This is a genomic window from Pseudoalteromonas sp. SR44-5, from assembly GCF_014163675.1.
GTDB lineage: Bacteria > Pseudomonadota > Gammaproteobacteria > Enterobacterales > Alteromonadaceae > Pseudoalteromonas > Pseudoalteromonas rhizosphaerae.
Window position 1 is genome coordinate 34,778 of sequence record NZ_JACJDT010000024.1, and the last position, 12,989, is coordinate 47,766.

The 12,989-nt window shown below is 40.5% G+C and carries 14 protein-coding genes; 9 read left to right on the top strand and 5 right to left on the bottom strand.

The genetic code is table 11. From position 1 onward, the window contains the following. The first annotated feature begins 24 nt into the window (after positions 1-24). The 4 genes from sixA to H5154_RS13660 all read left to right on the top strand — a co-directional run bounded on the left by sixA (position 25) and on the right by H5154_RS13660 (position 2,146). Positions 25-501, top strand: a complete 477-nt coding sequence (gene sixA / locus H5154_RS13645) for a phosphohistidine phosphatase SixA (RefSeq protein ID WP_179959228.1) — start codon at positions 25-27, stop codon at positions 499-501. 74 nt (positions 502-575) lie between these two features. Beyond that, positions 576-926 carry a RidA family protein gene (locus tag H5154_RS13650; protein ID WP_149983028.1) on the top strand — a complete coding sequence of 117 codons (351 nt, stop codon included), beginning with the start codon at positions 576-578 and terminating at the stop codon, positions 924-926. After that, positions 907-1,380, top strand: a complete 474-nt coding sequence (locus H5154_RS13655; protein WP_182718620.1) for an ASCH domain-containing protein — start codon at positions 907-909, stop codon at positions 1,378-1,380. Before H5154_RS13650 ends, H5154_RS13655 begins: the two co-directional genes overlap by 20 nt. Positions 1,381-1,408: 28 nt before the next feature. Continuing rightward, positions 1,409-2,146, top strand: a complete 738-nt coding sequence (locus H5154_RS13660; RefSeq protein WP_182718621.1) for an SDR family oxidoreductase — start codon at positions 1,409-1,411, stop codon at positions 2,144-2,146. 3 nt (positions 2,147-2,149) lie between these two features. On the opposite strand, the gene H5154_RS13665 is transcribed toward H5154_RS13660, so the two are convergent. Both H5154_RS13665 and smrB read right to left on the bottom strand, forming a co-directional pair. Beyond that, complete coding sequence (locus H5154_RS13665) at positions 2,150-3,073, bottom strand: AEC family transporter (RefSeq protein WP_182718622.1); 924 nt, start codon at positions 3,071-3,073, stop codon at positions 2,150-2,152. A 36-nt stretch (positions 3,074-3,109) separates the two neighbouring features. Further along, positions 3,110-3,667: an endonuclease SmrB gene (gene smrB / locus H5154_RS13670; RefSeq protein ID WP_145240381.1), complete on the bottom strand. Its 558-nt coding sequence runs from the start codon at positions 3,665-3,667 to the stop codon at positions 3,110-3,112. A gap of 147 nt (positions 3,668-3,814) precedes the next feature. Between smrB and prmB the strand changes: the two genes are divergently transcribed. Both prmB and aroC read left to right on the top strand, forming a co-directional pair. Next, positions 3,815-4,750: a 50S ribosomal protein L3 N(5)-glutamine methyltransferase gene (prmB, locus tag H5154_RS13675; protein WP_145240383.1), complete on the top strand. Its 936-nt coding sequence runs from the start codon at positions 3,815-3,817 to the stop codon at positions 4,748-4,750. 67 nt (positions 4,751-4,817) lie between these two features. Beyond that, the gene (gene aroC / locus H5154_RS13680; RefSeq protein ID WP_182718623.1) at positions 4,818-5,915 is read left to right on the top strand and encodes a chorismate synthase; all 1,098 of its coding nucleotides are present in this window, start codon (positions 4,818-4,820) and stop codon (positions 5,913-5,915) included. 81 nt (positions 5,916-5,996) lie between these two features. Here aroC and H5154_RS13685 read toward each other — a convergent pair whose 3' ends face one another. Next, the gene (locus tag H5154_RS13685) at positions 5,997-8,006 is read right to left on the bottom strand and encodes a fused MFS/spermidine synthase (protein ID WP_182718624.1); all 2,010 of its coding nucleotides are present in this window, start codon (positions 8,004-8,006) and stop codon (positions 5,997-5,999) included. Positions 8,007-8,134: 128 nt separating this feature from the next. Between H5154_RS13685 and H5154_RS13690 the strand changes: the two genes are divergently transcribed. Continuing rightward, positions 8,135-10,135, top strand: a complete 2,001-nt coding sequence (locus H5154_RS13690; RefSeq protein ID WP_182718625.1) for a winged helix-turn-helix domain-containing protein — start codon at positions 8,135-8,137, stop codon at positions 10,133-10,135. A gap of 17 nt (positions 10,136-10,152) precedes the next feature. Here the strand turns inward: H5154_RS13690 and H5154_RS13695 are convergent, their stop codons facing one another. Then, on the bottom strand, positions 10,153-10,998 hold the full coding sequence (locus tag H5154_RS13695; RefSeq protein ID WP_182718626.1) for a LysR family transcriptional regulator: 846 nt from the start codon (positions 10,996-10,998) through the stop codon (positions 10,153-10,155). Between the two features lie 109 nt (positions 10,999-11,107). Between H5154_RS13695 and H5154_RS13700 the strand changes: the two genes are divergently transcribed. Together H5154_RS13700 and H5154_RS13705 are read left to right on the top strand one after the other, a co-directional pair. Continuing rightward, entirely contained in the window at positions 11,108-11,758 is a 651-nt protein-coding gene (locus tag H5154_RS13700) for a glutathione S-transferase family protein (RefSeq protein WP_145240393.1), read from the top strand. 34 nt (positions 11,759-11,792) lie between these two features. Next, on the top strand, positions 11,793-12,146 hold the full coding sequence (locus H5154_RS13705) for a DUF4112 domain-containing protein (RefSeq protein ID WP_145240395.1): 354 nt from the start codon (positions 11,793-11,795) through the stop codon (positions 12,144-12,146). Between the two features lie 13 nt (positions 12,147-12,159). Here H5154_RS13705 and H5154_RS13710 read toward each other — a convergent pair whose 3' ends face one another. Next, positions 12,160-12,864: a DUF1045 domain-containing protein gene (locus H5154_RS13710; RefSeq protein ID WP_182718627.1), complete on the bottom strand. Its 705-nt coding sequence runs from the start codon at positions 12,862-12,864 to the stop codon at positions 12,160-12,162. Positions 12,865-12,989: the final 125 nt, after the last annotated feature.

The following is a 12,989-nucleotide window of genomic DNA, read 5'->3' on the forward strand; positions in this document are numbered from 1 at the left end:
TATTCTTTAATCGGTTGATTTTTTATGAAAACAATCTTAATAATGCGCCACGGCGAAGCAACACCGATGCAAGCTGACGATGCAAGTAGAAATTTGACCTCGGTTGGCCAACAACAGGCCGAAAAAATGGGTTTATGGTTGCAAGCAACGCATACCCCAACGGCATTGTTAGTAAGCCCTTACATTCGTGCTCAGCAAACAGCGGAAGGAGTAAAAAAGCATAACGCTTTTTTATTCGAAGAAACTTGCAGCGATATAATCCCTGAAGGCAATCCACAAATTGCCGCCGATTATCTAGAAACTCTCATCGCGATGCATCCACAATGCGATACCTGGTTGGTCGTAGCTCACATGCCAATAGTTAGTTATTTAGTTGACCAATTGAGTGCTGGGAATATGCCGATATTTAACACTGGAGCGGTTGCCGTATTGAGTTACGATGAAAGTCGCCATAAAAGCCAATACCTCAGTATTCATGCACCTAATAACGTAGCAGTTTAGCCTCATACCCAAACCTTGCGTTCCTTTTTAAATTTGCTAAATTAGCGACACACTAATTTAGCAAAGACAATTTTATGACAATTGAACGTATTCAAACCGCAACTCGCATGAGTCGTATCGTTAAGCACAATGGTACGGTGTACTTATGTGGCCAAGTATGTGCTGACGCAGAGCAGGGCATCACCGAACAAACGCAAACTATGCTTGATAAAGTTGAGTTACTTTTAAATGAGGCGGGAAGTTCAAAAGAGCATATGCTCAGCGCCACTATTTATGTAAAAAGCATGGATTACTTTGCCGATATGAATGCGGTTTGGGATGCGTGGGTACCAGCAGGTCATGCGCCCGCACGTGCCTGCGTGGAAGCTAAAATGGCCCGCGATGCTTTGTTAGTTGAGATTTCAGTTGTTGCTGCAATCAAGTAACCCCCAAGCAATTGAACGACTTATAAATGAATTTAATCACGCCTACAGTCGTTCAATCACAAAGCTCCCGGTTTGGCACTTTTGTGATAATCAAATTGATGCCGATGAATGTGCAGCACTGGTTTTAAAGGGCATAAAGCAAGCAACTACAACATCACTTTATTGGTTTGAGCATAGTAAAGAAGCGCTTCCCAAAGTAGGTGATTTAGCCATTTTCACTAACTGGCATGGTGAGCCTTTAGGGATTATTGAAACAACGAATGTCGCAATCGTGCCTTACAACGAAATAACCGCTGAATATGCGGCGTTAGAAGGTGAAGGAGATAAAAGTCTTCACTATTGGCGAAAAGTGCACTGGACGTATTATCAGCGGGAACTTGCCGAAACTAAATTTGAACGTAGTAATATGATGCCCTTAGTTTGTGAACAATTTAAATTGGTTTATGTGGCGTAATATTATTTTGTATAGATAAGGACAGACAATGAAATCTAACCCAGTAGTACTTATAACCGGAGCAAGCCGAGGAATTGGTGCTGCAACCGCAATTTATTTTGCTCGTCACGGTTATGATGTTTGTATTAATTATAAAACGGATCAACACAGCGCAGAAAAAATAGCAGATCAAGCACGCGGCTTTGCTGTAAAAGCCGAAATAGTGCAAGCCGATGTGTCTGATGAAACGCAAGTGCTGACCCTGTTTACAAAAGTAGATGAGTTATTTGGCAAATTAGATGTGCTTATAAATAATGCAGGTATTTTGAAACCGCAAATGCCATTACTTGAGATGGGAGCCTCGCGTATAAATGAAGTGCTAACCACCAATGTAACAAGCGCTTTTTTATGTGCCCGTGAAGCGATTAAGCGAATGCCCAGTGGCGGCAGTATAGTTAATGTATCATCGGCAGCGGCTAAAACCGGTTCACCAAATGAATATATTGATTATGCCGCATCTAAAGGAGCAATGGACACGTTAACCATTGGTTTAGCCAAAGAAGTAGCCAAGTTAGGTATTCGTGTTAACTCAGTGCGCCCAGGATTAATTTACACCGATATGCACCGCGATGGTGGTGAAGTAAATCGGGTGGAGCGTATTAAAGACAAGCTGCCATTGGGTCGAGGTGGACAACCTGAGGAAGTTGCCGCTGCAATTTACTTTTTAGCCTCTGAGCAGGCATCATTTACCACAGGTAGCTTTGTTGATGTAGCTGGCGGTTTGTAAAGGTTAAAGCAATACCGACAACCAAAAACTAAAGCTAATCACACTTAAAACCGTTGACAGTACTACTGCACCGGCTAATGTCACCTGATGTTGACCTATTTGACTGGCAATAAGGTAAGCATTTACACCAACCGGTGAGGCGCTTAATAGCACTAACACGTTCAAAATCTCTCTATCTAATTCAAATGCGTATGCACCGATTAAAAATACCCCAGCAGGAAGTAACAAAATCTTCATTAACGAGGCGATTAATGCGGGTTGCCAGTTAGCTGCAATTTTGTAAAACGCTAAGTTGGCGCCTAATACAAATAACGCGCAGGTAATGGCGGGGGTCGCTAAAAGCTCTAAACTCTTTGCTAGGTTATCAAACAAAACAATGCCGCTGACATTTAATATTAGCCCGCAGCCGATGCTCAATACAATCGGATTCAGTACCATGCTCTTAGCAAAACTTGACCATGAAAATGCATGTTCGCTGCCCTTTGCGCCGATTAAATAGGTGAGTGCAAATAGCAATGTGCTATGAAAGGTAATGATCATAAAAGCGATGGCGATCATTTCTTTGCCAAGGGATGCGATGATGATAGGAATGCCCACCAACACCATGTTTGAGTAACTCGACGCTAAGCCAAATACACTGTGTTGTTGATAATTTTTTTGCTTAGCTAAATAACAGCGGTCAACCAAAATACCTAAGGCAAATACGCTCAGTACAGGAATATAAAAACTCAGAAAGGCCGATAAACTAATACTTTGCTGTAAATCGATTTGCGACATATTTAAAAATAAAAATGCCGGCAGGCTAATGTAAAAAGTAAACTTACTTAGCCCTGCAATGTGTTGCTGTTCAAAAAACTTTAATTTACAACAACTAAAACCAAGCGCAACAATGAAAATCAGCGGAAAGATGATAGAGAAAATATGCACTGCACTGTTGCCTTGAAATAGGGATAACGTTAACGCTTAGCGTCTAAATTCATCACTTTGTGGTAAGTTTATTAAAATAAGTACCGCACCTTTACCACCGTATTCAAGTGGCGCTTGGTGTATTGCTATGACATCTGGATGCTGTACTAAATATTGCGGCACTTTGTGTCTGAGTATATGTCCACCAATACCATGTACTACACACGCACAGTAGTAATGCTTCTTTTTGCACTCATGGATCAGTCCTGCGAGTTCATCTTTTGCCAACTCCTTATTTAAACCATGTAAATCAAGGGTTAAATCAGGTACAAAGTCACCTCGGCGTAACTGCTTTGCTAAAAAACGATCTTGACCGTCTTGCACATAATTAACCGTTCCGTTGGTATCAATATCTGGCACATATTCATCAGAAAAGAAAAATTCTGCCTGATGTTGCTTTTTTTGCTGGGCAAACAGCTTAGCTTGTGAGATTTTAGGTTTGTTAGCAAAGCGATGCGTGTCTTGTTTAAATACACGGGCACCATTAATACTTTGACGAAACATATCGATGTCGTCAGGGCTAATATCTGCGTTTGAGAGAGGATCTTTTTTCATAGCGGCAGTCTAAACAAAAAAACGCTAGAAATCGAGTGAAAACAGAGTAAAAACTGTGTAAAAAAGCGTTACAATAGGGCAATCATGGGGCCTTAATTGCGCCTCGATTGAATTGATATTTTCTAAAGCAGCAGGTAGATAACGAATATGAGCGAATTATTAATAGAAGAAGCAACCTTAGATGAAGCTGTAGCAGAACTGTCAACGTTACACGATTGGCTACGGTGGACCACGAGTCAATTTGCCAGCAGTGGTATTTTCTTTGGTCATGGAACTGATAACGCATGGGATGAAGCAGTCAACTTGTTACTGCCCGCGTTAAGCTTACCCATTGATGCACCAAAAGAATTAATGCATGCCCGGTTAACTAGCACCGAAAAAAACCGCCTTGCGGGATTAATTGCAGAACGTATAAATGATTTCACGCCAGTACCTTATCTGACTAATATTGCATGGTTTGCTAATATGCCATTTTATGTCGATGAGCGCGTATTGATCCCACGTTCACCTTTTGCAGAGTTAATACATAATCGCTTTTCACCTTGGCTAGCTGAGCCTGAATCGGTAAATCGTATTTTAGATTTATGTACCGGTTCTGGTTGTATCGCGATTGCATTAGCACAAACTTTTGCAGAAGCGCAGGTTGATGCCGTTGATATTTCTTATGAAGCACTCGAAGTTGCTGATATCAATATCACTGATTATCAGTTAAGTGACCGTGTATTACCTATTCAATCCGACGTATTCAGCGGTGTACCAGGGCAGAAATATGACCTGATCGTGGCAAACCCTCCGTATGTAGACGCCGAAGATATGGCTGATTTACCGCGTGAGTTCCACCATGAGCCAGAGCTTGGCTTGGCATCAGGCCATGATGGTCTTGATGTAACCCGTACTATTTTGAGTGAAGCGGCCGATCATCTAACTGATAACGGTTTGTTATTTGTCGAAGTTGGTAATTCTATGGTACACATGGATGCCCTTTATCCAAATGCGCCTTTTGAATGGGTTGAGTTTGAGCAAGGTGGATTTGGCGTATTTGTGATCAGCAAAAAACAACTCGTTGCATATTTCGCAGACTGATCACCACAAAAATCAAAGCCGAGCCTCAGGCTCGGTACTTAGTAGTCATTAGGAATGAGGAAAGTTAATGGCAGGTAATAGCATAGGGCAGTTATTTAAAGTGTCCACCTTTGGCGAAAGCCACGGCGTCGCCTTAGGCGGTGTTGTGGATGGCACGCCAGCAGGTCTTGAAATCACTGAGGCAGATTTACAAATCGATTTAGATCGTCGTAAGCCAGGGCAAAGCCGTTACACTACGCAGCGCCGTGAGAGTGATCAAATTAAAATTTTAGCGGGTGTTTTTGAAGGTAAAACCACCGGCACCAGTATTGGTTTATTAATTGAAAATACCGACCAACGTTCACAAGATTATGGCAAAATTAAAGACGTATTTCGCCCAGGTCATGGTGACTACACGTACTGGCATAAATACGGCCTACGCGATTATCGCGGTGGTGGCCGTTCATCTGCTCGCGAAACCGCTATTCGTGTTGCCGCAGGCGCTATTGCTAAAAAGTATCTAAAGCAATTTCATGGTATTGAAGTACGTGCGTGTTTGAGTCAACTTGGGCCAATTAAAGCTGAAAATTACGATTGGGATGAAGTTGAAAATAATCTTTTCTTTTTCCCAGATGCAAGCAAGTTAGACGCGCTTGACGACTATATGCGCGAGCTTAAAAAGCAAGGCGACTCAGTGGGCGCGAAAGTCAAAGTGGTCGCTAAAAATGTGCCTGTTGGTTTAGGTGAGCCGGTATTTGACCGCCTTGATGCTGAACTTGCACATTCATTAATGAGTATTAACGCAGTAAAAGGCGTTGAAATTGGCGACGGCTTTGATGTGGTTGAGCAAAAAGGGTCAGAGCATCGTGATGAGTTAACGCCAGCAGGCTTTACCTCAAATCATGCCGGTGGGGTGCTTGCAGGTATCTCTACAGGGCAAGATATTATCGCGTCAATTGCACTCAAACCGACATCGAGTATTACCATTCCAGGTAATAGTATTAACACGAGTAATGAATCGGTTGAGATGATCACTAAAGGCCGTCATGACCCCTGTGTTGGCATTCGTGCAATCCCGATTGCCGAGGCGATGATGGCCATTACTTTAATGGATCATTTACTACGTCAACGCGGTCAAAACCCGCATGTTCATCATGAGCATGGGCCAATTAATGGCTCTGTTTAGGGGTTAGTTAAAAGCATTTAGAATTATTTAAAAGCGCGATGTTAATCGCGCTTTTTTGTTGTGGTTATTTTAAGATAGACATCAAAGTTTCAGGAGCGGGATCAGGCTGTGCTTTTGATCTGTCCATTGCGCCAAATGTACTGTTGAATAAGGTGTTATCGGTGATAAGTCTGTCATGGCTATCGAATCTAAAAATGCTTGGTTATTCGTCATTACGACCCATTGTGAGCCTAACTGCGTACCGCTATAGTTAAATTTGATCAGAGATTTATCGAAGCGCTTACTGTGAGCTTGGAGTACTGGCATCAAATCAATATGATTATTGGATATATGGATAATTAATAAGCCGCCTTTTGTTAGTCGCTGCCAATATAACTGAAAAGCTTCCTCAGTCAGTAAATGGGTAGGAATAACATCACTTGAAAAAGCATCAATAATTAACGCATTCATTAACGGTGCATTATTTTTTTGCTCTTCAGTTAAGGTGATTCTGCCATCACCAATAGCCACATCAATGCGTGCAGGACTATCTGTTAAATATGAAAAATAATTCATGGCCATGTTATAAACCGCAGGGTTAAGTTCATAAAAGCGGATTTTATCGAACTTATCGCCAAACTTTGCTAAAACTCCAGCACCTAAACCAATAATACCTATATTTAAATCTTGTTGCTTTTTTAATGCTGACAATGATTTAGCGATACCAGTATGGTGATGGTAATAGCTGTTTGTGAGTTCAGTTTGTTTATTAAGTGGCTGTGAGCCATGAATCGTTGTGCCATCGATTAGGCGTCGTTCAGCAAGATCAGACGTTGTAATGTCTTTGACAGTGACATAACCGTAAAAATTTCTCTCAGACGCTAAGTTGTATTGATTAAAATTAACAAAAAGATAGCTATATCCTGTGCCCCAAATAACCAGCGTAGCCAGTAAAGCTATTTTATAGCAAGAGGACGTTTTCGTCGTCTGGGTGAGTAGCGTGTATATAAATAATGAAAGCGCTACAGCTAACGCCACAATGAATTCTGTTATTTGTTCAAACAGTAGCGGTGCGACTAAGGCACTGAGTAAACTGCCGATCACTCCTCCTAAAGCGATATATAAATAAAATACAGTAAGCAGTGAGCCATCTGGCGCGAGTTTTCGAAGTTCACCATGACAGATCATACAAACAATGAATAAAATAAAGCTGTAGATCACCAGTTGAGCTAAAGCATTAAATTGGCTGCCAAGGAAAAACATCATCAGCCCTGCGAATGCGCTAAATATTAATAAGTACGTCCAATGGGCGCGATTATAGCTTTTTGCGGATGCAAACGCATAACTGAAGGTCAGCAAATATATTACCAATGGTAAAGCCCATATCAGAGGCATAGGCGGGATGTTGATGCTGATCATCTGAGTTGTCGCGATCAACATCATTGAACTGGTTGCTGAGAACACAATCCACAGCCAATTAGGTTTGACGAGCAAAGTCGTTTTTGACTTAGTAATAGCTTTATCAGCGATACTGCCATTACTAAATAATACATAAATTAGGCACAATAACAGTATGCAGTATGCAAATAACCCCACTGTCCAATAGCTCTTTTGCTCATCGATTGAAAATAAAACTTCAAAAATAAATGGGTAACTCAGCAAAGCAAGTAGTGAACCCAGATTCGAAAGCGAATACCATTGATAAGGTACAGTCATAGCGGTCGATTCAATATACCAGCGCTGCAATAGTACGCTGGTGGCACTTAGTAACATAAAGACTAAGCCAACCTGTAAAAACAATTTAGCAATCACTGACCACGCTGGTGTTAGTGATAAAAATAGACTGACTTCAATTGTGTTAAAAGTAATGATGCTCGATACAGCCACTAACAATGTGTGTATAAATAATTGTCGTTTGAGCTGATAACGGCTTAACAAATGAGCATATAAATAGCCGAGTAACAGCATGCTTTGATAAAAAAATAGGCTGGTTGACCAAACCGAAGCGCCACCGCCAAACTCGGGTAGTAGCTCTTTAGATAAGATAGGTTGAATTTGAAAGAGTAGAAACGCGCTCACAAAAATAATGAATGTCGATAATATCCGTTGCATCTTTTTTATTACTTAGTAAATGGTGCCTAACCATTAACTGAACTAATTAATGCGGCAATGTAATAACCCTTGAGTTTATCTTAAGAAAATCTTAATCTATGATTTGTATGAATTTATTGGAGTTGTAAGTGGGTAGGTTTCGAATCGGGAATTTTGACGTCGATGTTAGCCGTGGTAAAATTTCCTCAGCTGAAGGCGTACAAATTGTCGAACCTAAGGTTATGGATGTGCTCCAATTTTTGTACTCTCATAGGGGCAATGTGGTTAGCCAGGAAGAAATTTTTGCAGCTGTGTGGCCTAATTCAGTGTTTAGCCCAAGTAATGTGCAACGCAATATTGCACTGCTGAGGAAAGCATTAAATGAAGATTCTAAAAATCCACAATTCATCATTACCCACCCGAAACGGGGTTATTGCCTTGAGCTTAACGAACAAACACGTTCTCACTGTGTAAAGTGGCCGTTGTTGGCTTTTATCGCCGTGACAATTGTATGTTTGGTTGGTGGTTGGTTCGCATTTGCAACGCAGGTTGTTAAAACTGATTTCTCTGCGTTGGTGCCTGTAACATCAAATGAAGCCAATGAATCCTCTCAATCGCAATCTAATAACGGCAATTATTTAGCATTTGTTCGCGGTGACAATGATAATCAGCATATCTGGCTAAAAGAATTAACGACAGGTAAAGAGGTACAATTATCCCAGCACCCATCGACCTACTATAGTCTAGGGTGGAGTGCGGATAATCGCGCATTGGCTTTTATAGAAAAACAAAATGATGTTAGCCAATTAGCGTATTTTAATTTAGACATGGTAACTCTAACGAGTTTAAATTACGCCAACGTACTGGAATTTAAAGAATATTTAGTTACCAGCCAGCAATTACAATGGACTAATAACAATCAGGTTTATTTTATTGAGCGACGAAAACATAAAAATGATACGCAGCTTTCGACCGTCAATATAGAAACTAAACAAAAACAGGTAATCAAAGCCTCAATGGGTCAAGACTGGTTAAAGTTACATGCGTTGTCGCCAGATCAAACGCAACTAGCGCTTGGTTATGAAGCAGGACAAAATAACTACCGTATTGAAATACTGAATTTAACGGATAATAGTAGTAAAACAATTGCCGTTATTGAAGATGGTATTCAGGGGCTTAGTTGGCACCCAAGTGGTGAATACTTGCTGATAAGCAGCACAAATAATCTATTACTTATTGATCGTCAGGGCAACTCAACTGATATCGAATTTAATAATTATCAAGTTATTCGAGATGCTGCATTCACGCCATCTGGTGAGGAGATATTGATGGAGCTTGTAAATATTGATGTTGATATTTTGCGTGCAACTAGTGCAACACCTCAGCAGTATGAAAAGCTCGTCGATACCTCGTCGGTTGATTTTTTGCCGGTATTCTCACCTGATTCAACTAAGTTTGTCTTTGAATCCCATCGTTTTGGTTTAAAACAGCTATTTTTATATGAGCAAGGTAAACAAACGCTGATTTTTGCAAACCCTAATAATGAAGAACTGTTTGGGGTTGTTTGGTCAAAAAATGGCGAAGAAGTGATCACCGCAAGCAAAGATAAACTGTTTCGAATTGATTTAAAAAGTGGCGATTATCAAGAAATAGCCCACCATCATCATTCGTTTTATCTCAGAGAGAAGTTTTATAATGAAGATGCGATCTTGGTTTCATATCGCGCTGACGATGGCGTTACATTTCACCCAGCAAAATTAGACATGCAAACATTAAGTTTATCGCCATTCACTGGCCAAGGAGAGCGGCTGGCTTGTTATGCAATGGCTTTAGACAAACACGATCAGATTTATTTTTCAAATAACAAACAGGTATTTCGACTCGATCAAGATGGCAATTTTGCTCAAGTATGGCACGCAGATGATAGTGATATTATTGGTCTGGCGGTCGATGAGCAAACGTTGAGTATTACCTTAGAGCAAGAAGATGGTTATGAGCTTAATATGCTTGATTTACAAAGCGCTCACTCAGAAATACGCCATATCGCGAACGAGAAAGGTAATATGTTAATTAATGCTTCACACGATAATACGCAACTTTTATATCTTACTGAGCCAAAGCGAAAACGCACCTTAGTAAGGCTGCGATAGTCTTTAAAACCCAAGATTCACAAGGTAAGTGCATAATCTGCTGCTATTAGCTTTACTAACTCTCGTTTTATCGGGTTATGAGCGTGGTTTGCGTGTAATAGTACGATATCAATAACGGGCAAGGGCGGCAGAGTTGAGTCAGTAACCGTCACCAGCTTATGAGTGTTACTTACCTCAGCCATCACACCAACGGCTAGATTGGCTTTTACTAATGCTGTGAGCGCACTGAGCGAGCCGCAGCAAGCAACAATGTTAAATGGGCGTTCAGCCTTTAGTAACCCTTCAATAGCCGCTTGATGAAATTTACAATCCCGTTGAAATATTGCAACTGGCAGGGTCATAGCGGATTGATAGTTAAATTCGGCACTTTTAACCCACACACCTTTGCTTGATTGTAAAAAATAACCTTCTTCAGAGCTGGGCGAGCGCGTCGCAATCACCATGTCTAGCAAGCCTTGATCTAGCTGTGTTTTGAGCTGGTTGGTCGGCGCGCAACTGATTTGTAAATCAAGTTGCGGTATATGTTTATGTAATAAAGCCACAACTTTAGGTAATACTGTGCCTGCATAATCGTCAGGACATGCTAAGCGCACGCGAGTTTGCCCACCACCGGTTTTAAGTTGTTTATAGGCTTCATCATGCAGTGCTAATAATTGTTTTGCGTAGCTGGCTAAGTGAACGCCACTTGACGATAGTACAAGCTGCCTGCCTTGTTTGATAAATAATGGATTACCCAGCTCTTGTTCGAGCTTTTTCATTTGCATGCTCACTGCCGATTGGGTGCGGTATACTTGTTGAGCAGCGCGAGTAAAGCTGCCCGTTTCAACAAAAGCGCAAAAAGTACGTAGGGCGTCTAAATCCATATTTAACTCATCTATCAATTTTATTTATGTATTGTATAAAAACTATTGGTAAGTAATTAATTTACTACTGCTCTATATTAGGGATATTAAACACTACTAAGGAACGCAAATGCAATTATTTATCGGTAATAAAAACTATTCGACATGGTCGCTTAGAGCATGGTATTTAATGAGTAAATTCAATGTTATTTTTACTGAGAAACAACTCGTATTAGACACCCCTGAGTTTTATGAAACGCTTAAAAACAGTTTTGCAGTACAGAAAGTACCCGCCTTAGTCGATGGCGACTTGCAGGTATGGGATTCATTGGCAATTTGTGAATACATCAATGATGCTTATTTATCAAATACAGCTTGGCCTATTGATACTGCGCAGCGAGCGACAGCCCGCAGTTTAAGCGCTGAAATGCATACCGGCTTTATGGCGCTGCGTAATGAAATGCCAATGAATATTCGTGCAACTCGCCTAATTGAGTTATCTGCGGCGGCTAAAAAAGACATTAGCCGCATTGATGAAATATTCAGCCAGCAACAACGTAGTTACCCAAATGCGTGGTTGTTTGGTGAGTTTAGTATCGCAGATGCTATGTATGCGCCTGTAGTACTTAGGTTAAAAACCTACCAAATTTCACTTTCAGCTTTGGCGGAGCATTATTGTCAGCATGTTTTAAGTTGCCCTACATTACAACAGTGGATCACCGAAGCGCTAAAAGAAACTGATATTGTTGCTTGCGATGAAGCAGGGGTTGATGTTACTTAAAGTAACTTGCCAAGCGATAAGGTTATGAGGACGTATGGAACAGATTAAGCTATCACACCAAGATACATTAAAGCGGCTAGAAAGGTTTAGTCGCTTTACCGACAGCAGTATTGGCATTCCTTTTACTCGGTTTAAGTTTGGCGTAGAGGCACTGATCGGTATTCTGCCTGGTATTGGAGATCTAGCTGGGCTAATTTTATCTAGCTATATTCTATTTGAAGCCCAGCGTCTAGGAGTTAGTAAGCGTATAAAATTACGTATCGTAATAAATATGTTGATTGATTTTTTTGGTGGCCTAATTCCGCTTGTCGGTGATATTTTTGACGCTTACTTTAAAGCAAATACCCGCAATACCCGTCTACTGAAACGCTACTTAGTAAAACAATAACGATAAAAATAAGTTAGTTTTTATCGTTATTAAAAAAGTATTCTGCAATCACTTGTTTCTGTTGGCCAAACGGGTCTGAAATGCCAATCCCAATGCCGATTATTTTACCCTGCGCTTCAGGCGGGTGGACTTGCATTTGTTTATTTAAAATAACGAGCTTAGGGCTTTTCTCGTTAGCTAATAATGTTAAATGCGGCTGAAAGTTCTGAAATACATTGGGGCTACCATAGCGCTCAAATGCCGTTAATTTGTTGGGGTAGTTTTTAACCCAGCTAGGGATTGTGGCATTTGTGTCGCGTAATGGCTCAATCGCCATTGTTACTTCATCTGCTAGCCTTTGTAACTTAGGCGAATACTGTAAGTTAATAAATGCCCAATTACTTTGCGTAACACTAAAACCTTGCGCTGTTATAGCAAACTCTTGATGTTGCTCGGTGATACTTTTTACAGCACGTTTAATGTCTTCTTCTGAGCCTTCAACAAAGTCAGTTAAATACAAAGTAGCGTGCACTGGCTTACCTTTTTCATAAAAACTCATGATCCCTTCTTTTTTTAATGCATCACTAGTTTGCTCAACTAAGTTAATGATTGACTTGGAAGGGATTGCAAACACATTGATGCTGACACTTTTTGCAAATGAGGGCAGGGGGATACTTATCAGCGTAATTAAAGTAACAACTAAAAGCTTCGGTCGTTTTATAAAAAGTAATTTGAACATGGGTTTATAATTTTATTCTTAAATTCGGATAGTAAGTGTAAAGAGGATAAGGGTTATTACTTGAACAGTAAATAAAAGGAGCTAGATTGCAGCGAATACATATTTTTGGCTTAGCTAAATTTGCA

What these genes read in the sequence shown, in the direction of transcription:
- sixA (WP_179959228.1), top strand. Translation starts at nt 25, where the DNA reads ATGAAAACAATCTTAATAATGCGCCACGGCGAAGCAACACCGATGCAA.
- H5154_RS13650 (WP_149983028.1), top strand. Translation starts at nt 576, where the DNA reads ATGACAATTGAACGTATTCAAACCGCAACTCGCATGAGTCGTATCGTT.
- H5154_RS13660 (WP_182718621.1), top strand. Translation starts at nt 1,409, where the DNA reads ATGAAATCTAACCCAGTAGTACTTATAACCGGAGCAAGCCGAGGAATT.
- smrB (WP_145240381.1), bottom strand. Translation starts at nt 3,667, where the DNA reads ATGAAAAAAGATCCTCTCTCAAACGCAGATATTAGCCCTGACGACATC.
- prmB (WP_145240383.1), top strand. Translation starts at nt 3,815, where the DNA reads ATGAGCGAATTATTAATAGAAGAAGCAACCTTAGATGAAGCTGTAGCA.
- aroC (WP_182718623.1), top strand. Translation starts at nt 4,818, where the DNA reads ATGGCAGGTAATAGCATAGGGCAGTTATTTAAAGTGTCCACCTTTGGC.
- H5154_RS13685 (WP_182718624.1), bottom strand. Translation starts at nt 8,006, where the DNA reads ATGCAACGGATATTATCGACATTCATTATTTTTGTGAGCGCGTTTCTA.
- H5154_RS13695 (WP_182718626.1), bottom strand. Translation starts at nt 10,998, where the DNA reads ATGGATTTAGACGCCCTACGTACTTTTTGCGCTTTTGTTGAAACGGGC.
- H5154_RS13700 (WP_145240393.1), top strand. Translation starts at nt 11,108, where the DNA reads ATGCAATTATTTATCGGTAATAAAAACTATTCGACATGGTCGCTTAGA.
- H5154_RS13705 (WP_145240395.1), top strand. Translation starts at nt 11,793, where the DNA reads ATGGAACAGATTAAGCTATCACACCAAGATACATTAAAGCGGCTAGAA.
- H5154_RS13710 (WP_182718627.1), bottom strand. Translation starts at nt 12,864, where the DNA reads ATGTTCAAATTACTTTTTATAAAACGACCGAAGCTTTTAGTTGTTACT.